This window comes from Mycobacterium sp. 852014-52144_SCH5372336, assembly GCF_001665615.1.
GTDB classification, from domain to species: Bacteria; Actinomycetota; Actinomycetes; order Mycobacteriales; family Mycobacteriaceae; genus Mycobacterium; species Mycobacterium neumannii_A.
Genome location: NZ_LZSW01000059.1, coordinates 126482 through 142521, shown reverse-complemented (window position 1 = coordinate 142521; position 16040 = coordinate 126482). Strand labels below are relative to the sequence as shown.

The 16040-nt window shown below is 67.9% G+C and carries 19 protein-coding genes; 12 read left to right on the top strand and 7 right to left on the bottom strand.

Annotated features, from left to right (window positions below):
• The first annotated feature begins 2 nt into the window (after nt 1–2).
• Entirely contained in the window at nt 3–2057 is a 2055-nt protein-coding gene (locus A5759_RS20495; RefSeq protein ID WP_068200834.1) for an NAD(+) synthase, read from the top strand.
• Nucleotides 2058–2183: 126 nt separating this feature from the next.
• Here the strand turns inward: A5759_RS20495 and A5759_RS20490 are convergent, their stop codons facing one another.
• The 5 genes from A5759_RS20490 to A5759_RS20470 all read right to left on the bottom strand — a co-directional run bounded on the left by A5759_RS20490 (nt 2184) and on the right by A5759_RS20470 (nt 5566).
• Entirely contained in the window at nt 2184–2786 is a 603-nt protein-coding gene (locus A5759_RS20490) for an isoprenylcysteine carboxylmethyltransferase family protein (protein ID WP_068201229.1), read from the bottom strand.
• Nucleotides 2787–2806: 20 nt separating this feature from the next.
• Nucleotides 2807–3418: a cation transporter gene (locus tag A5759_RS20485; RefSeq protein ID WP_066841649.1), complete on the bottom strand. Its 612-nt coding sequence runs from the start codon at nt 3416–3418 to the stop codon at nt 2807–2809.
• On the bottom strand, nt 3418–3747 hold the full coding sequence (locus tag A5759_RS20480; protein ID WP_066841650.1) for a helix-turn-helix transcriptional regulator: 330 nt from the start codon (nt 3745–3747) through the stop codon (nt 3418–3420). The genes A5759_RS20485 and A5759_RS20480 overlap by 1 nt, the downstream gene beginning before the upstream one ends.
• 95 nt (nt 3748–3842) lie before the next feature.
• Entirely contained in the window at nt 3843–4679 is an 837-nt protein-coding gene (locus A5759_RS20475; RefSeq protein ID WP_068200832.1) for an enoyl-CoA hydratase/isomerase family protein, read from the bottom strand.
• Nucleotides 4676–5566 carry a ribokinase gene (locus A5759_RS20470; protein ID WP_066841652.1) on the bottom strand — a complete coding sequence of 297 codons (891 nt, stop codon included), beginning with the start codon at nt 5564–5566 and terminating at the stop codon, nt 4676–4678. Before A5759_RS20470 ends, A5759_RS20475 begins: the two co-directional genes overlap by 4 nt.
• 74 nt (nt 5567–5640) lie before the next feature.
• On the opposite strand from A5759_RS20470, the gene A5759_RS20465 reads away from it, so the two are divergent.
• The 11 genes from A5759_RS20465 to A5759_RS20415 all read left to right on the top strand — a co-directional run bounded on the left by A5759_RS20465 (nt 5641) and on the right by A5759_RS20415 (nt 14107).
• The gene (locus A5759_RS20465; protein WP_064396812.1) at nt 5641–6897 is read left to right on the top strand and encodes a glutamate-5-semialdehyde dehydrogenase; all 1257 of its coding nucleotides are present in this window, start codon (nt 5641–5643) and stop codon (nt 6895–6897) included.
• Between the two features lie 15 nt (nt 6898–6912).
• Nucleotides 6913–7788 (top strand): MoxR family ATPase, encoded by an 876-nt coding sequence (locus tag A5759_RS20460; RefSeq protein WP_068200830.1) that lies wholly within the window; start codon nt 6913–6915, stop codon nt 7786–7788.
• A gap of 1 nt (nt 7789) precedes the next feature.
• The gene (locus A5759_RS20455; RefSeq protein WP_068200828.1) at nt 7790–9238 is read left to right on the top strand and encodes a VWA domain-containing protein; all 1449 of its coding nucleotides are present in this window, start codon (nt 7790–7792) and stop codon (nt 9236–9238) included.
• Nucleotides 9239–9329: 91 nt separating this feature from the next.
• Nucleotides 9330–9965 (top strand): nicotinate-nucleotide adenylyltransferase, encoded by a 636-nt coding sequence (gene nadD / locus A5759_RS20450; protein ID WP_156616983.1) that lies wholly within the window; start codon nt 9330–9332, stop codon nt 9963–9965.
• Nucleotides 9962–10363 carry a ribosome silencing factor gene (gene rsfS, locus A5759_RS20445; RefSeq protein WP_066841656.1) on the top strand — a complete coding sequence of 134 codons (402 nt, stop codon included), beginning with the start codon at nt 9962–9964 and terminating at the stop codon, nt 10361–10363. Before nadD ends, rsfS begins: the two co-directional genes overlap by 4 nt.
• Nucleotides 10364–10383: 20 nt before the next feature.
• Entirely contained in the window at nt 10384–11043 is a 660-nt protein-coding gene (gene gpgP, locus A5759_RS20440; protein ID WP_068201227.1) for a glucosyl-3-phosphoglycerate phosphatase, read from the top strand.
• Nucleotides 11033–11755 (top strand): diglucosylglycerate octanoyltransferase, encoded by a 723-nt coding sequence (gene octT, locus A5759_RS20435; RefSeq protein ID WP_068200824.1) that lies wholly within the window; start codon nt 11033–11035, stop codon nt 11753–11755. Before gpgP ends, octT begins: the two co-directional genes overlap by 11 nt.
• Complete coding sequence (locus A5759_RS20430) at nt 11746–12582, top strand: DegV family protein (protein WP_068200822.1); 837 nt, start codon at nt 11746–11748, stop codon at nt 12580–12582. The genes octT and A5759_RS20430 overlap by 10 nt, the downstream gene beginning before the upstream one ends.
• A gap of 141 nt (nt 12583–12723) precedes the next feature.
• On the top strand, nt 12724–13008 hold the full coding sequence (locus A5759_RS20425; RefSeq protein ID WP_369816252.1) for an ArsR/SmtB family transcription factor: 285 nt from the start codon (nt 12724–12726) through the stop codon (nt 13006–13008).
• On the top strand, nt 13005–13490 hold the full coding sequence (locus A5759_RS20420; protein ID WP_068200818.1) for an SRPBCC family protein: 486 nt from the start codon (nt 13005–13007) through the stop codon (nt 13488–13490). Before A5759_RS20425 ends, A5759_RS20420 begins: the two co-directional genes overlap by 4 nt.
• Before the next feature lie 8 nt (nt 13491–13498).
• A complete protein-coding gene (locus A5759_RS20415) occupies nt 13499–14107 on the top strand; it encodes a maleylpyruvate isomerase family mycothiol-dependent enzyme (protein ID WP_068201225.1) in 609 nt (202 codons plus the stop codon).
• 19 nt (nt 14108–14126) lie between these two features.
• Here A5759_RS20415 and A5759_RS20410 read toward each other — a convergent pair whose 3' ends face one another.
• Nucleotides 14127–15179, bottom strand: a complete 1053-nt coding sequence (locus A5759_RS20410) for a dihydrodipicolinate reductase (RefSeq protein ID WP_068200816.1) — start codon at nt 15177–15179, stop codon at nt 14127–14129.
• Nucleotides 15180–15202: 23 nt separating this feature from the next.
• On the bottom strand, nt 15203–16009 hold the full coding sequence (locus A5759_RS20405) for an SDR family NAD(P)-dependent oxidoreductase (RefSeq protein ID WP_082962217.1): 807 nt from the start codon (nt 16007–16009) through the stop codon (nt 15203–15205).
• Nucleotides 16010–16040: the final 31 nt, after the last annotated feature.

The window sequence follows — 16040 nt, the reverse complement described above, 5'->3', positions numbered from 1 at the left end:
GCATGGATTTCTACTCGGCGTACCGGCACGGCTTCGTCCGCGTCGCAGCATGCACGCACCACACGACGCTCGCCGATCCGCGGGCCAATGCCGAGTCGGTGCTGCGGATGGCGCGTGCCTGCCACGACGACAACGTCGCGCTCGCGGTCTTCCCGGAGCTGACGCTGTCGGGATATTCCATCGAGGACATCGTGATGCAGGACGCCCTGCTGGATGCGGTCGAGGACGCGGTGCTCGACATCGTCGTCGCCTCCGCCGACCTGATGCCGGTCCTGGTGATCGGCGCTCCGCTGCGCTATCGGCACAGGATCTACAACACGGCCATCGTGATCCACCGCGGCCGCGTGCTCGGCGTGGCGCCCAAGTCCTACCTGCCGACGTATCGCGAGTTCTACGAGCGCAGGCAGATGGCCCCCGGCGACGACGTGCGTGGCGCAATCCGGATGGGCCGCGGAGGTGAGTGGGCCGACGTGCCGTTCGGGCCCGACTTGTTGTTCACCGCGACCGACGTCCCCGGGTTCGTGTTGCACGTCGAGATCTGCGAGGACATGTTCGTGCCGATCCCGCCGAGCGCGTCGGCGGCACTGGCCGGCGCGACGGTGCTGGCGAACCTGTCCGGAAGCCCGATAACGATCGGACGCTCCGAAGACCGCTGCCTGCTGGCCCGCTCGGCGTCGGCGCGCTGCCTGGCCGCCTATGTGTACGCCGCGGCGGGAGAGGGCGAGTCGACGACCGACCTGGCCTGGGACGGTCAGACGATGATTTGGGAGAACGGCGAATGCCTTGCGCAGTCTGAGCGCTTCCCGAAGGGTGAACGCCGATCCGTCGCCGACGTCGATCTGGAATTGCTGCGAGCCGAACGCATCCGGATGGGCACCTTCGACGACAACCGCAGGCACCACGCGGCGTCGACGGACACCTACCGGCGGGTGGAGTTCCAGCTCGATCCGCCGACCGGCGACGTCGGGTTGCTCCGCCACATCGAGCGTTTCCCGTTCGTGCCGTCGGATCCCGAACGGCTGGAACAGGATTGCTATGAGGCCTACAGCATCCAGGTGGCCGGGCTCGAACAGCGCCTACGCGCGCTGGATTTCCCCAAGATCGTGCTCGGTGTGTCCGGAGGTCTGGACTCGACGCATGCTTTGATCGTCGCCGCCCGGGCGATGGATCGCGAACAGCGCCCCCGCAGCGACATTCTCGCGTTCACCATGCCCGGATTCGCGACCGGTGAGCGGACCAAGGGCAACGCTGAGCGGTTGGCCGAGGCGCTGGGGGTGACGTTCACCGAACTCGACATCAGCTCCACGGCGGAGTTGATGCTCACCAACATCGACCACCCGTTCGGCCGCGGGGAGAAGGTCTACGACGTCACGTTCGAGAACGTGCAGGCCGGGCTGCGCACCGATTACCTGTTCCGCCTTGCCAACCAGCGCGGAGGAATCGTGTTGGGCACCGGCGACCTGTCGGAACTCGCGCTGGGGTGGTCGACGTACGGCGTGGGCGACCAGATGTCGCACTACAACGTCAATGGCGGTGTTCCGAAGACGTTGATCCAGCACCTGATTCGCTGGGTGATCGCCTCCAAGGAGTTCGACGACAGGGTCAACGAGGTGTTGCAGTCGGTGCTCGACACCGAGATCTCGCCCGAACTGGTGCCCGCGGGGGAGGACGAGGAGATCCAGAGCAGCGAGTCCAAGGTAGGACCCTATGTGCTGCAGGACTTTTCGCTGTTCCAGGTGCTGCGCTTCGGGTTCCGGCCCTCAAAGGTCGCGTTCCTGGCCTGGCACGCATGGAGCGATCCGCAGCGCGGCGAGTGGCCGACCGGATACCCCGAGTCGAAGCGGCCGTCGTACTCGCTCAAGGAGATCCGGCACTGGCTGCAGGTGTTCGCCCAGCGCTACTACTCGTTCGCCCAGTTCAAGCGGTCGGCTCTGCCGAACGGACCCAAGGTGTCACACGGCGGATCGCTCTCGCCGCGGGGCGACTGGCGGGCGCCGTCGGACATGTCCGCACGCACCTGGCTCGACGAGATCGAGCGCGAAATCCCTGAGGAGTGACTTCGGGTTTGGCGCCTCAGCTGCTCAGCGGCATCCAGCGCCAGCCCGCTTCCTGCTTGCTGTTCGTCTGATTGCGTGCCATGGCCCCACGCTAACGGCCGAAGACCCGCCCGCTCGGACACCCCGCTACCGGTGTCCCACTCCGGGAAGGAATCGACCGACGGTTGCGAGGTAGCCGCGGTAATCGTCACCGTGCACGGTGAGCAGGTACGGTTCTTCGACGACTCGAACCTGTGTCTCGATCGTCGCGATCAGCAGTACGAATCCGAGCACCGCGACGGGATTCGGTGTGATCAGGGCGATTCCGAAGCCGAACACCATCATCGCGGTGAAGATCGGATTGCGCACCCATCCGAACACGCCGCGACGCACCAACGTCGTCTTCTCACTGGCGTCGACCCCGATGCGCCACGAGTCGCCCATGTCGACCTGCGCGTAGAGCGTTGCGGCGATGCCCGCCACCGCGATCGCGATGCCGACGATGTTCACCCACGTCCGATCCAGCGGCGCCAGCGGAGCGACGACGTCGGCCAGTTGCAGGATCGGCGCGAACACCGCGGCACCCATCGAAACGACGAACCCCACGCCGGCGAACCATTCGAGCGACAACGGCCGGCCGCTGATACCACGAAAACCGGTCGACCCGGTGCGGCGTTTCTGTTGCCAACTGCGCCAACCGAATCCGAGCAAGGCGAACACCACGAACAGCGCGATGGCGACGATCGGCATGCCCACCCCTTTCTCGACGCTCACCCGCAGCACGGGTCCCCGCGCCACGCCTCGACCCCTTCGCGGACCGCGATCACCGCGACCCCGAGCGCGGCGACGGGGTCGGCCCACGACCAGCCGAACAAGCCGTTGAGAACCAGGCCCGCCAACACGATCGCCGACAGGTAGGCGCAGAGCAGGGTCTGTTTGGAATCGGCGACCGCCGACGTCGACCCGAATTCGCGGCCGGCCCGTCGCTGCGCCAACGACAGCACCGGCATGATCACCAGGCTCAGTGCGGCCAGCACGATGCCGATTACGGAGGGTGCGGCCTCACCTCGGCCGGTCAGCGTCAGCACCGCGTCGGCGGCGACGTACGCGGCGAGTGCGAAGAACGAGCACGCGATGAATCGCAGCGCGGTGTTCTCCCGCGTTTCGGGATCGCGTGCAGAGAACTGCCATGCGACGGCCGCTGCGGAGGAGACCTCGACGACCGAATCCAGGCCGAACCCGACCAGGGCCGACGACGACACTCGGGCGCCCTCGGCCAGCGCGATGATCGCCTCGATGACGTTGTAGGTGATCGTGGCCGCCACCAACCAGCGAATCCGGCGCGCCAGGACCGTACGCCGGGTTTCGCTCGGTGTGGCCATCAGCAGCAGGCGTCGTCGGCGGCGGCGGGGCAGCAGGCCGGATCGACCTCGAGCACCAGACCGACCAGGTCGTCGAGCGCGTGTGCGATGCGCCCATCGGCGAGTTCGTAGCGGTTGCGCCGGCCCTCGGGCTGCGCGGTCACCAGACCGCAGCCCCGCAGACACGCCAGGTGGTTGGACAGGATCTGGCGGGAGACGCCGATCTTGTCGGCCAGCTCCGACGGATATCCGGGCCCGTCGCGCAGGATCAGCAGAATCTCGGCGCGGGTCGGATCCGACAGGGCGCAACCGAACCGCGACAGCGCATCGCTGCGAGTGACCGTCTGCATGCCGCAAACAGTACATCACGAGCTGAACTATCTCCTTGCGATTTCGGTGTAGTTGGTTGCGGTCAGCGACACCAACTACACCCAAATCGCGGGCCCTAGAGGCGGCCGTCGATGCGCAGGTTCGGGTGCACCCACTTGGGCGACCGACGCTCCTTGAAGGCCATGAAGCCCTCAATGGACTCGGGCGCGCCCAGACTGGCCTGCATACCGATGCGGTCGTAGAGGCCGATGTAGTTGTCCAGGCTGGACTTGACGACGGTTCGAGCCGCGGGCGCGGTGCGACAGCACTGGGCGAGGACCTCGCGAGCCGCCTCGGCCAGCTCATCGTGGGGCACCACGCGCGCCACCATGCCCCAGTCGTGTGCCTCGGCGGCGGTCAACGTGCGCCCGGTGAACATCAGGTCGCGGGTGCGCACGGGCCCGATCAGTCGGGCCAACATGTGGCTGTAGTACGTGTCGGCGATCCCGCGGTACAACTCGGGCACCCGGAATGTGGCCCGCTCGCTGACCACGGCGATGTCGGCGCACAGCGCGATCTGCAGCCCACCGCCCTGGCACAACCCGTTCACCGCGGCGACCACGGGTTTGGCGGACTGGCGCAGCGTGTCGAACGGCAACGCGTCCATCCCCAGCGCAGGCCCGAACGTCATCCAGTTGTCGGAACCGCCCCCACCCATGTCCCCGCCGGGTGCGAAGACGTCGCCGGTGCCCGTGATCAGCAATCCGGCGAGATCAGGGTCGCTCTCGACATGCTTGACGGCGTACTTGATGCCGAAGTACATCGCGGGGGTCATCGCGTTGCGCGCCTCCGGCCGGTCGAGCCGGCACACCCCGAACGCACCCTCGCGGGTGAACTTCAGGAACGGGGTGCCGAGCCAGTCGCCGTCGGGAGGCCGGGGGGCGTCGGTGGTGCTCGGCTGGGTGGTCGTCATAACTGCCTTTCTGTTGCTCTGTTGGACACAGCGTCGTCGATGGCTTCGGCATAGGGCGCGCAGTCACCCGCCCCCGGTACGAGTGTCGACAGGGCCGCCGCGGCGCAGGCTCGGCGCAGCGCGACTTCGTGGCCGTCGAGCCAGTGCGTGGCGAGCACACCGGCGAACACGTCACCCGCGCCGGTGGTGTCGACCGCGCGCACCGCGGGGGAAGGGACGCTGAAGCGTTCGCCGTCGCCGAGGTAGCTCGCGCCGCGCGCCCCGCGGGTGATCACGAGGTGGGGGACCGGCCAGTGCCACGCGCCCGCTTCGGTTTCGTTGACCACGACCACATCGGCCAGCTCGGACAAGGCGAGCAGATCGTGCGGCGGGGCCCCGGCCGGCGAGGCGTTGACGATGACGGCCGCGCCTGCGGAGGACGCCACCTGCGCGGCGGCGAGCGCGGTCGCGATCGGGATCTCCAGCTGCAGCAACACGACGTCGCTGTCGGAGATGGCGGCGCGGACCTCGGCGGAGTCCACGCTCAGTGCCCCGTTGGCACCCGGGGCGACCACGATCGTGTTCTCCGCAGACGAGTCCACGGTGATCACGGCCGACCCGCTCGGTCCCGGCACCGTGACGACGCCGTCGAGTGCGACGCCGTTGGCGGCCAGGTGGTGGCGCAACATCTCCGCCGACCCGTCGTCTCCGAGCGCGGCGACCAGTCGCACCGTCGCGCCTGCCCTGGCCGCGGCGACCGCTTGGTTGCCGCCCTTGCCGCCCGGAGCCATCGACAGACCCGACGCCAGCACGGTCTGGCCCGGGCGGGGCAGGGTGCGCACGGTGAAAGTCAGATCAGCGTTGACACTGCCGACCACGCATACCCGGCTGCAGTCCCGCGGCGCCATGGCTCCCAACGCTAATGCAGGGCCCCCGCCTGACACGTGTCGAACGTCCGAACCTCGTTCGATACCCTGGATAAATGAGTGTGGAGGCACCCGTCGGCGCTGTCGGCGCCGATCTGCGCCAGCAGGTGCACGACGCCGCCCGCCGGGCTCGCCTGGCGGCGCGCGCGCTGGCCACCCTGAGTTCGGAAACCAAGAACCGTGCGCTGAACACCGCCGCCGACCATGTGCTGATGTCGGCGGGCCAGATCCTCGAGGCCAACGAGCGCGACCTCGACGTCGCCCGTGCCGCAGGCACCCCCGAGGCAATGCTCGATCGGCTCGCGCTGAACCCGAAACGGATCGACGGCATCGCCGACGGGTTGCGTCAGGTGTCTCGGTTGCCCGATCCGCTCGGTGAGGTGTTGCAGGGCCGCACGCTGCCCAACGGCTTGCGGCTGCGCCAGGTGCGCGTGCCGCTCGGCGTCGTCGGAATCGTCTACGAAGGCCGGCCCAACGTGACGGTCGACGCGTTCGGGTTGACACTCAAATCCGGCAACGCGGTGCTGCTGCGCGGTAGCTCGTCGGCGGCCAACTCCAACGCCGCACTGGTCAACGCGCTGCGGGCCGCACTGGCCACCGAACTGCTCGAGGTGGACGCCGTGCAGTTGCTGCCCAGCGCCGACCGCGCGAGCGTGACGCATCTGATCCAGGCCCGCGGGCTCGTCGACGTCGTCATCCCCCGCGGCGGCGCGGGTCTCATCGACGCAGTCGTCCGTGACGCGACCGTGCCGACGATCGAAACCGGTGTCGGCAATTGCCATGTGTACGTGCATGAATCGGCCGACCTCGACGTCGCCGAACGAATCCTGCTCAACGCCAAGACCCGTCGACCCAGTGTCTGCAACGCCGCCGAGTCGGTTCTGATCGACGCCGCCATCGTCGACCGTGCGTTGCCGCGGCTGACCGAGGCGCTGCGACACGCCGGTGTGACGGTGCACGACGACCCGTCAGATGACGAGTTGCGCGCCGAGTTCCTGTCGATGGACATCGCGGTGGCGGTGGTCGACGGTGTCGATGCCGCGATCGCCCACATCAACGAATACGGCACCGGACACACCGAAGCCATCGTCGCCACCGATCTGGCTGCCGCGCAACGCTTCACCGAACGCGTCGATGCCGCCGCGGTGATGGTGAACGCATCGACGGCGTTCACCGATGGCGAGCAGTTCGGGTTCGGCGCCGAGATCGGCATCTCCACCCAGAAGCTGCACGCCCGCGGACCCATGGGTCTGCCCGAACTGACCTCGACCAAATGGATTGTGTGGGGCGACGGTCACACTCGCCCCGCCTGAACAGGAGACTTATCCGTGAGCGTCCCCGCGCGCCCAGCGCCGCTCTTCGCTGACATCGAAGATGTCGGCAGGCGACTCGCCGAAACCGGCTATCTTCCCGACACCGCAACCGCCACAGCGGTTTTCCTGGCCGATCGGTTGGGCAAGCCATTGTTGGTGGAAGGGCCCGCCGGGGTCGGCAAGACCGAGCTGGCCCGCGCCGTCGCGCAGTCGACGGGTTCGGGTCTGGTGCGGCTGCAGTGCTATGAGGGCGTCGACGAGGCCCGCGCCCTCTACGAGTGGAACCACGCCAAGCAGATCCTGCGGATCCAGGCGGGGTCCGGCGACTGGGACGCCACGCGCGACGACGTGTTCTCCGAGGAGTTCCTGCTCTCGCGCCCGCTGCTCACCGCGATCCGGCGCACCGAGCCGACGGTGCTGCTGATCGACGAGACCGACAAGGCCGACATCGAGATCGAAGGCCTGTTGCTGGAGGTGCTCTCGGACTTCGCGGTGACCGTGCCGGAGTTGGGCACCATCACCGCCGAGCGGCCGCCGTTCGTCGTGCTCACCTCCAACGCCACGCGAGAGCTGTCCGAGGCGCTCAAACGTCGCTGCCTGTTCCTGCACATCGACTTCCCCGATCCGGACCTGGAACGGCGGATCCTGCTGTCGCGGGTGCCCGAGTTGCCCGAGCGCCTCGCCGACGAACTGGTCAAGGTCATCGGTGTGCTGCGGGGGATGCAGCTCAAGAAACTCCCCTCGGTGGCCGAGACGATCGACTGGGGCCGCACGATCTTGGCCCTGGGCCTGGACACCATCGACGATGCGACGATCGCGGCCACTCTCGGGGTGGTGCTCAAACATCAGTCGGACCAGATCAAGGCGTCCGGCGAGCTGAGGCTCAACTGACATGGCCGTCCGCCGGACCCGACCGCCGCAGCCGCTGGCACCGCACGGCCTGCCCGGTCATCTCGTCGGGTTCGTCGAAGCGCTACGAGCACAAGGCATTTCGGTTGGACCGTCGGAGACCGTAGACGCCGGACGGGTGGTCTCGGTGCTGGGACTGGGCGACCGCGACGCGTTGCGCGAAGGCATCGCGTGCGCGGTGCTGCGCCGCCCCGACCACCGCGACACCTACGACGCGATGTTCGACCTGTGGTTCCCCGCCGCGCTGGGCGCCAGGACGATCCTGGTCGAGGACGACGACGACACCGACGCCGACGAGCCGGGTCTGCCGCCCGAAGACGTCGAGGCGATGCGCGCGGCGCTGCTCGACATGCTGGCCGAAAACCAGGACCTGGCCAACCTCGACGAGCGGATGGCCGCGATGATCGCCCAGATCGTCGAGGCCTACGGCCGGTACAACTCCAGTCGGGGCCCGTCGTACTCGTCGTACCAGGCGCTCAAGGCCATGAATCTGGACGACCTCGAGGGCCGGCTACTGGCCGGCCTGCTGGCGCCCTACGGCGACGAGCCGACACCGACGCAGGAGCAGATCGCCAAAGCGCTTGCCGCGCAACGCATCAACCAGCTGCGCAAGATGGTGGAGGGCGAGACCAAACGGCGCACCGCCGAGCAGCTCGGCCGCGACCACGTGCAGATGTACGGGGTGCCGCAGCTCGCCGAGAACGTCGAGTTTCTGCGCGCCTCCGGCGACCAGCTGCGCCAGATGCGCCGGGTGGTCCAACCGCTGGCCCGCACGCTGGCGACCCGCCTGGCCGCGCGGCGACGACGGTCGCGCGCCGGCGAGATCGACCTGCGCAAGACGCTGCGCAAATCGATGTCGACCGGCGGGGTGCCGATCGACGTCGTGCTCAAGAAACCCCATCCGGCGCGGCCCGAGCTGGTCGTGCTGTGCGACGTGTCCGGTTCGGTCGCCGGCTTCAGCCACTTCACGCTGCTGCTGGTGCACGCGCTGCGCCAGCAGTTCAGTCGGGTTCGCGTCTTCGCCTTTATCGACACCACCGACGAGGTCACCGAACTGTTCGGGCCCGACGCCGACCTGGCGGTCGCCGTGCAGCGCATAACCCGCGAGGCCGGGGTGTACACCCGCGACGGGCATTCTGACTACGGGCATGCGTTCGTGTCGTTCATGGACCACTGGCCCAACGCGCTGTCGCCGCGCAGTGCGCTGCTGATCCTGGGCGACGGCCGCAATAACTACCGCAACCCCGAGATCGAGCTGCTCGCCCACATGGTCAACTCGAGCAGGCACGCCCACTGGCTGAACCCCGAGCCACGACACCTGTGGGGCAGCGGCGACTCGGCGGTGCCGCGCTACCAAGACGTCATCACCATGCACGAATGCCGCTCGGCCAAGCAGCTCGCCACCGTGATCGACCAGCTGCTACCGGTCTGACTTGTTCCGCGAAATTGCGTTCCAGCAGAGAAAGTGCGAGTAGAGCCCTGCTGGAATGCCATTTCGCGGCAGCCCCGTAAGCTGGCTATTCGTGGCTCCGCGACGCAGGCTCGGCGTGATGGGTGGGACGTTCGATCCCATCCACAACGGCCACCTGGTGGCCGCTTCCGAGGTGGCCGACCGGTTCGGGCTCGACGAGGTCGTGTTCGTCCCGACCGGACAGCCCTGGCAGAAGGACCGCGACGTCACCGCCGCCGAGGACCGCTACCTGATGACGGTCATCGCCACCGCCTCCAATCCGCGGTTCAGCGTGAGCCGCGTCGACATCGACCGGGGCGGACCCACCTACACCAAAGACACGCTGCGCGATCTGCATGCTCTCAACCCCGACGCCGATCTGTACTTCATCACCGGGGCCGACGCACTCGCGTCGATCCTGACGTGGCAGAACTGGGAGGACATGTTCGCGATCGCGAACTTCGTGGGCGTCAGCAGGCCCGGCTACGAGCTGGACGGCAAGCACATCGCCGCGGCGGTCAAGGAGTTGCCCGACGATGCGCTGCGGCTGGTCGAGGTGCCCGCGCTGGCCATCTCCTCGACCGACTGCCGGAATCGCGCCCAGGAGAACCGGCCGATCTGGTACCTGGTGCCGGACGGCGTCGTGCAGTACGTGGCGAAGCGCAAACTCTATGCGCAACCGCTGACAACCCAAGGAAAGCATCAATGAGCGCCTCCGACGAAGCCGTTCGCATGGCGACCGTGGCCGCGAAGGCGGCCGCGTCCAAAGTGGCCGACGACGTGGTCGTGATCGACGTGTCCGGTCAACTCGTCATCACCGACTGCTTCGTCATCGCGTCGGCCTCCAACGAGCGTCAGGTCAATGCGATCGTCGACGAGGTCGAGGAGAAGATGCGCCTGGCCGGCTACAAACCGGCCCGCCGCGAAGGCGCCCGCGAAGGCCGCTGGACGCTACTGGACTACGTCGACATCGTGGTGCACATCCAGCATCAGGACGAGCGCAACTTCTATGCGCTGGACCGCTTGTGGAAAGACTGCCCGACCATCCCCGTCGATATCGGTGAGCCGTCGGTGCAGGCAGCCGCGGACGAGGACGGCGGGCCGTGAGGAGGATCCGGCGCCTGGTCATGCTCCGGCACGGGCAGACCGAGTACAACGCGGGCAGCCGAATGCAGGGCCAGCTGGACACCGACCTGAGCGATCTGGGACGTCATCAAGCCGTCGCCGCCGCCGAGGTGTTGGCCAAACGCCGACCGCTGGCGATCGTGTCGTCGGATCTGCGCCGCGCCCTCGACACCGCGGTCGCGCTGGGCGAACACGCCGGAATGCCGGTGAGCGTCGACACCCGCCTGCGGGAGACCCACCTCGGCCAGTGGCAGGGGATGACGCACCTGGAGGTCGACGCCGTCGCGCCGGGAGCCAGGCTGGCATGGCGCGACGACTCGCGGTGGGCGCCGCCGGGCGGTGAGAGCCGCGTCGACGTCGCCGCGCGCAGCAGGCCGCTGGTCGACGAGCTCGTCGACGAACACGCCGAGTGGGGGCTGGACCAGTCCGGCGACGGACCGGACCGGCCGGTGGTGCTGGTCGCCCACGGCGGATTGATCGCCGCGCTGACCGCCTCGCTGCTCGACCTGCCGGTGGACAACTGGCCGATCCTGGGCGGGATGGGCAACGCCAGCTGGGTGCAGCTGTCCGGCCACAGCGCCGTCGACGCGGCAGTCGACGATGTCCGCTGGCGGCTCGACGTGTGGAACGCCTCAGCGCAGGTTGCCGGCGATGTCCTCTGAGCGTCAGACCCTGCTGGTCTTCTGCGATTCGTTGTCCTACTACGGGCCGACCGGCGGGCTGCCCTCCGACGATCCGCGTATCTGGCCCAACATCGTTGCCGCACAACTAGATTGGGACGTCGAGCTGATCGGGCGGATCGGTTGGACGTGTCGCGACGTGTGGTGGGCGGCCACACAGGATCCGCGGGCCTGGGCGGCGTTGCCGCGGGCCGGTGCGGTCGTGTTCGCCACGGGCGGGATGGACTCGCTGCCGTCGCCGCTGCCGACCGCGCTGCGCGAACTCATCCGCTACGTGCGCCCGCCGTTGCTGCGGCGCTGGGTGCGTGACGGGTACTGCTGGGTGCAGCCGCGCCTGTCGCCGGTGGCGCGAGCGGCGCTGCCCCCGCACCTGTCCGCCGAGTACCTCGAGATGACGCGTGGCGCGATCGACTTCAACCGCCCCGGGATTCCCGTCGTCGCGTGCCTGCCCTCGGTGCACATCGCCGATACGTACGGCAGGGCGCACCACGGCCGCGCGGGCACGGTCAAGGCGCTCACCGAATGGGCTGGGCAGCACGACGTTCCGCTCGTCGACCTCAAGGCGGCGGTCGGTGAGTACGTCATGAGCGGACAGGGCAACCCCGACGGGATCCACTGGAACTTCGAAGCCCATCAAGCCGTCGCGGACTCGATGCTCAAGGCGCTCGCCGAAGCCGGCGTGCCATGTCGGTGATCGTGGTGACCGACTCGTCGTCGCGGTTGGCGCCCGACGAGTTGAAACAGTGGGACATCCGGCAGGTGCCGTTGCATGTGCTGGTCGATGTGATCGATCTGCGGGACGGGATCGACGAGGTGCCCTACGACATCCACGACGTACCGCGCGCCAGCACCGCCGGAGCGGCGCCCGCCGACCTCGCGGACACCTACCGGCAAGCGCTGCGGGACAGTGGCGGCGACGGCGTGGTCGCGGTCCACCTGTCGTCGGCGCTGTCGAGCAGTTACAGTTCGGCGGTTCAGGCGGCCCGCGAGTTCGGATCGTCGGTGCGGGTGGTGAACTCGCGATCGGCGGCGATGGGGGTCGGCTTCACGGCCGTGGCGGCGGCCAAGGCCGCCGCGTCCGGCTCGGACTTGGATTCGGTTGAGGCCGTTGCTCGTTCGGCGGCTCAGCGCACCCATGCCTTCATCGTGGTGCATCGGCTGGACAACCTGCGGCGAAGCGGGCGGATCGGGACCGCGGCGTCGTGGTTGGGGACCGCGCTGTCGCTCAAACCGCTGCTGCGCCTCGATGTCGACGGCCGGCTCGTACTCGATCAGCGGATTCGGACGATCACCAAGGCGCACGCCGCGATGGTGGACCGCATCGCCGACCTCGTTGGTGAGCGTCAGGCGTCGATCGCCGTGCACCATGTCGACAACCACGACGGCGCCGACCAGCTCGGCGCCGCGCTGACTGATCGGCTTCCTCAACTCGAATCGCTTACCGTCACCGATATGGGGCCGGTGCTGGCGATTCATCTTGGCGCCGGTGCGATCGGCGTCGTCGTCCAACTCGCCGAATAACGTCCGCCGAAACACTTCTTCCGGCTCTCACCTGCGGTTCGCGTACACAACAGGACGCTCAATGGGGCCTTGTGACAGATATTGGTAAGTGATAACTTACGGTTCGTGCTGACTTACCAAGAGGGCGACGCCTGGGTGGCGATGGCCGACCGCACCCGGCGGTCGATCGTCGAACGCCTCGCGCACCGGCCGATGGCGGTGGGTGAGCTGGCGCGCGAACTTCCGGTCAGCAGGCCGGCGGTGTCACAGCACCTCAAGGTGCTCAAGCTCGCGGGCTTGGTGTGCGACCGCGCCGACGGCACCCGCCGCGTCTATCAACTGGAGCCGGGAGGCTTGGCCGCGATGCGGGCCGAACTCGATCGGTTCTGGATGCAGGCGCTGGCCGGTTTCAAAGAGATAGTCGAGAGCGAAGGAGATCCACCATGACCTCAGCCCAGTCCGCGGTCATCCGCCACGACATCATGGTCAAAGCTCCTCTGGCGCGGGCGTTTCAGGTGTTCACCGAGAGATTCGGCGACTTCAAGCCCCGCGAGCACAACCTGCTCGGCGTGCCGATCGCGGAGACGGTGCTGGAACCCCGCGCCGGCGGTCGCATCTACGACCGCGGTGTCGACGACAGCGTGTGCGTATGGGCGCGGGTTCTCGTCTTCGACTCTCCGCGTCGCCTCGTCTTCTCGTGGGACATCGGCACGACGTGGCAGGTCGAATCGGATCCGGCGCGGTGCAGCGAGGTGGAGGTGCTGTTCACCGCCGAGGCGGACGGCCGCACGCGCGTCACCCTCGAGCATCGCCACATCGAACGACACGGCGACGGTTGGGATTCCGTGGCTTCCGGTGTCGGCGGAGATGCGGGTTGGCCGTTGTACCTGCGCCGGTTCGGTGAGCTGCTGGAGCTGGAGGCGCAGTGACAGCGCCGATGCAGATGGCACGCGAGGAGCGCGAGGATTTCGCCGCGCTGCTCGACCAGTTGACCCCAGAGCAATGGGATCAGCCGAGTTTGTGCACGGACTGGCGGGTCCGCGATGTGGTCGCCCACGTCATCAGTTACGAGGAACTGAGCCGGCCCCGCGCAGTGGCCCGCATGGCATTGGGCATGCTGCGCCACAGGAATCCGAACGCGATCGGGGTCGCGTTGAACGCGGACAAGTCGCCGTCCGAACTCACCGCGCTCATGCGCAAGTACGCCCGGCCGCGCGGCAGCACGGCCGGATTCGACGGACGGATCGCGCTCACCGACGGGATGGTCCATCAACAAGACATCCGCCGACCGCTCGACATGCCGCGCGTGATCAAACCCGAAAGACTGGTCGTTGCATTGGAATTCACCAAGTACGCGCCCTTCTTGAGGGGAGCGTGGCGGGCGCGCGGGCTACGACTCGTCGCGACGGATCTCGACTGGACTCATGGCAGCGGCCCGGAGGTGCGGGGTAGCGGCGAGGCGCTGCTGATGGCGATGGCTGGGCGAGGCGCTGCGCTCAGCGATCTCGACGGGCCCGGGAAAGCGAAACTGGCGCAGCGGCTCTGAGGGTGTGGCGCCGTGGGGTTCACACCGCCGCGCGCCCGGTGATCGGCGGAAGGTCCTTGAGCGTCACGATGCCCGCCGGCGCCGCCACCACTGCGGGTACGGCGTTGGTCACCGGCAGCGCGGTGTAGATCATGCCCAGGCCCATGAAGCCGGGTTCGGTCCAGTCCCTCGGCGGCAGGCAATGCAGCACCGTGCGCATGTTGGGCAGCCCGAACACCTGGATCACATGGCCGTGTTCGAGCGGCTTCGGCGGGGTGACGTGTTCGCCCATGATCCAGTTGAATCCGACGCTGACGACGTTCTTTTCACCCACCCAACCGCGGTGGTAGCCGTGGACCCCGGCGACCGTGCCCTCCGGAATCCGCATGAACCCGAGGTCGGAATCGCCGGTGGCCGCGGTGAATGTGACGTCGAAGGTCATCCGGTCGAGCGTGGCGCCGATCGCGTCGGCCATCATCGCCGCCGACTCGGCGAACACCTCGCTTTCGCGCCGCACACTTTCGGCCAGGCCGGGGGTGTCCGGATCCTGCGAAAAGCCCATCGCGGTCTGCGTTCCCGCCGACTCATAGGTCGAACAATCCACCGACTCGGTGATACGGATCTCGTCGACGCGTTCGCAGGCGCCCGAGAGCACCATCCCCACCATGTTGCTCATACCGGGATGCGCACCGCTGCCGAAGATCGTCGAATTGCCCTTCTCGCAGGCCTTTCGGATCCGATCGAGGTCCTCGGGGGACTGCTTGCCGCCGGTGATCCACGCCGCGCTCGAGCAGACGTTGACACCTGCCTCGAGAAGCCGAGCCAACTCGTCGATGTCGGGCCACAACGGGTTGTAGCAGCAGGCGTCGGGTCGTTGGGCCAGAAGCGCATCGATGTCGTTGGTGGCCGTCACTCCGGTGGGTTCGGACCAGCCGGCCAGTTCCGCCGCGTCGACGCCGACCTTGTCGGCGCCGTGGGCGTAGACACCGACGAGCTCCATATCGCCGCGCCTGATGATCGCGTGCAGCGACCGGCGGCCGATGTTGCCGGTCGTCCACTGAATGACCCGCAGCGGCCGGTCGGGTGTCGTCACGAAAACTCCTTGGTGTCGGCGATTCACATATGGGTGCCGCCGTCGACGCGGACCTCGGTACCGGTGACGAAGTAGGCCTCCGGCGCAGCGAGCATGGCGACGACGGCCGCGACGGCGTCGGGTTTGGCGAACATCCCGTCACCGTCGACGGGCAGTGTCGGCATGATCTTGCCGAACAGTGTGTAGTCGGCGTCCTCCGGCAGGCCGGGTCCGACGCTCTGGCCGGATCGCCCTGTGCCGTCGGTCATTCCCGATGAGATCGACCCAGGCTGGACGCAGTTGAACCTGATGCCCTGCTTGCTGAACTCCAGTGCCAACGTGTGCGTCATCGCCTGGATGCCGCCCTTGGACGCCGCGTAGGCCGACATGTAGGGATGCGCGAAGCTCGCCGACGTCGAGCTGAAGTTCACCACCGCCGGGGCAGTGCCGATGCGCAGCGCGGGCAGGGCTTCGCGGGTGACCAGAAACGTCCCGATGAGGTTGATGCGTAAAACCTGTTCGAAGTCGGCAAGCGTGGTGTCGGCAAAGTGCGACGACCGGAGGATGCCCGCGGCGTTGACGAGCGCATCCAGACCGCCCATCGTGGCGACGGCGCGTGCGACCCCGGCTTGCACCGAATCCTCGCTGCCGACGTCCATCACCGCGGTGGTCAGTCCTGCGGTCGTCTCACCGGCCTTGGCCTCGGTGTCGGCCAGCCCGGCCTCGCTGACGTCGGCGGCGACCACGGTGCCACCCTCGTCGAGGATCCGCAGGACCGTCGCCTGACCGATACCGGATCCGCCTCCGGTGATCAGCACCCGACGGTCGGTGAACCGCTGCAACGTCGCCACCAGGGGAATGCTAGTGCGTTCGCGCGGCGCG

Excerpts from the sequence above, each read along its gene's own strand:
- A5759_RS20495 (WP_068200834.1), top strand. The coding sequence starts at position 3 with ATGGATTTCTACTCGGCGTACCGGCACGGCTTCGTCCGCGTCGCAGCA.
- A5759_RS20490 (WP_068201229.1), bottom strand. The coding sequence starts at position 2,786 with ATGCCGATCGTCGCCATCGCGCTGTTCGTGGTGTTCGCCTTGCTCGGA.
- A5759_RS20485 (WP_066841649.1), bottom strand. The coding sequence starts at position 3,418 with ATGGCCACACCGAGCGAAACCCGGCGTACGGTCCTGGCGCGCCGGATT.
- A5759_RS20480 (WP_066841650.1), bottom strand. The coding sequence starts at position 3,747 with ATGCAGACGGTCACTCGCAGCGATGCGCTGTCGCGGTTCGGTTGCGCC.
- A5759_RS20475 (WP_068200832.1), bottom strand. The coding sequence starts at position 4,679 with ATGACGACCACCCAGCCGAGCACCACCGACGCCCCCCGGCCTCCCGAC.
- A5759_RS20470 (WP_066841652.1), bottom strand. The coding sequence starts at position 5,566 with ATGGCGCCGCGGGACTGCAGCCGGGTATGCGTGGTCGGCAGTGTCAAC.
- A5759_RS20465 (WP_064396812.1), top strand. The coding sequence starts at position 5,641 with ATGAGTGTGGAGGCACCCGTCGGCGCTGTCGGCGCCGATCTGCGCCAG.
- A5759_RS20455 (WP_068200828.1), top strand. The coding sequence starts at position 7,790 with ATGGCCGTCCGCCGGACCCGACCGCCGCAGCCGCTGGCACCGCACGGC.
- rsfS (WP_066841656.1), top strand. The coding sequence starts at position 9,962 with ATGAGCGCCTCCGACGAAGCCGTTCGCATGGCGACCGTGGCCGCGAAG.
- gpgP (WP_068201227.1), top strand. The coding sequence starts at position 10,384 with ATGCTCCGGCACGGGCAGACCGAGTACAACGCGGGCAGCCGAATGCAG.
- octT (WP_068200824.1), top strand. The coding sequence starts at position 11,033 with ATGTCCTCTGAGCGTCAGACCCTGCTGGTCTTCTGCGATTCGTTGTCC.
- A5759_RS20430 (WP_068200822.1), top strand. The coding sequence starts at position 11,746 with ATGTCGGTGATCGTGGTGACCGACTCGTCGTCGCGGTTGGCGCCCGAC.
- A5759_RS20425 (WP_369816252.1), top strand. The coding sequence starts at position 12,724 with ATGGCCGACCGCACCCGGCGGTCGATCGTCGAACGCCTCGCGCACCGG.
- A5759_RS20420 (WP_068200818.1), top strand. The coding sequence starts at position 13,005 with ATGACCTCAGCCCAGTCCGCGGTCATCCGCCACGACATCATGGTCAAA.
- A5759_RS20415 (WP_068201225.1), top strand. The coding sequence starts at position 13,499 with ATGCAGATGGCACGCGAGGAGCGCGAGGATTTCGCCGCGCTGCTCGAC.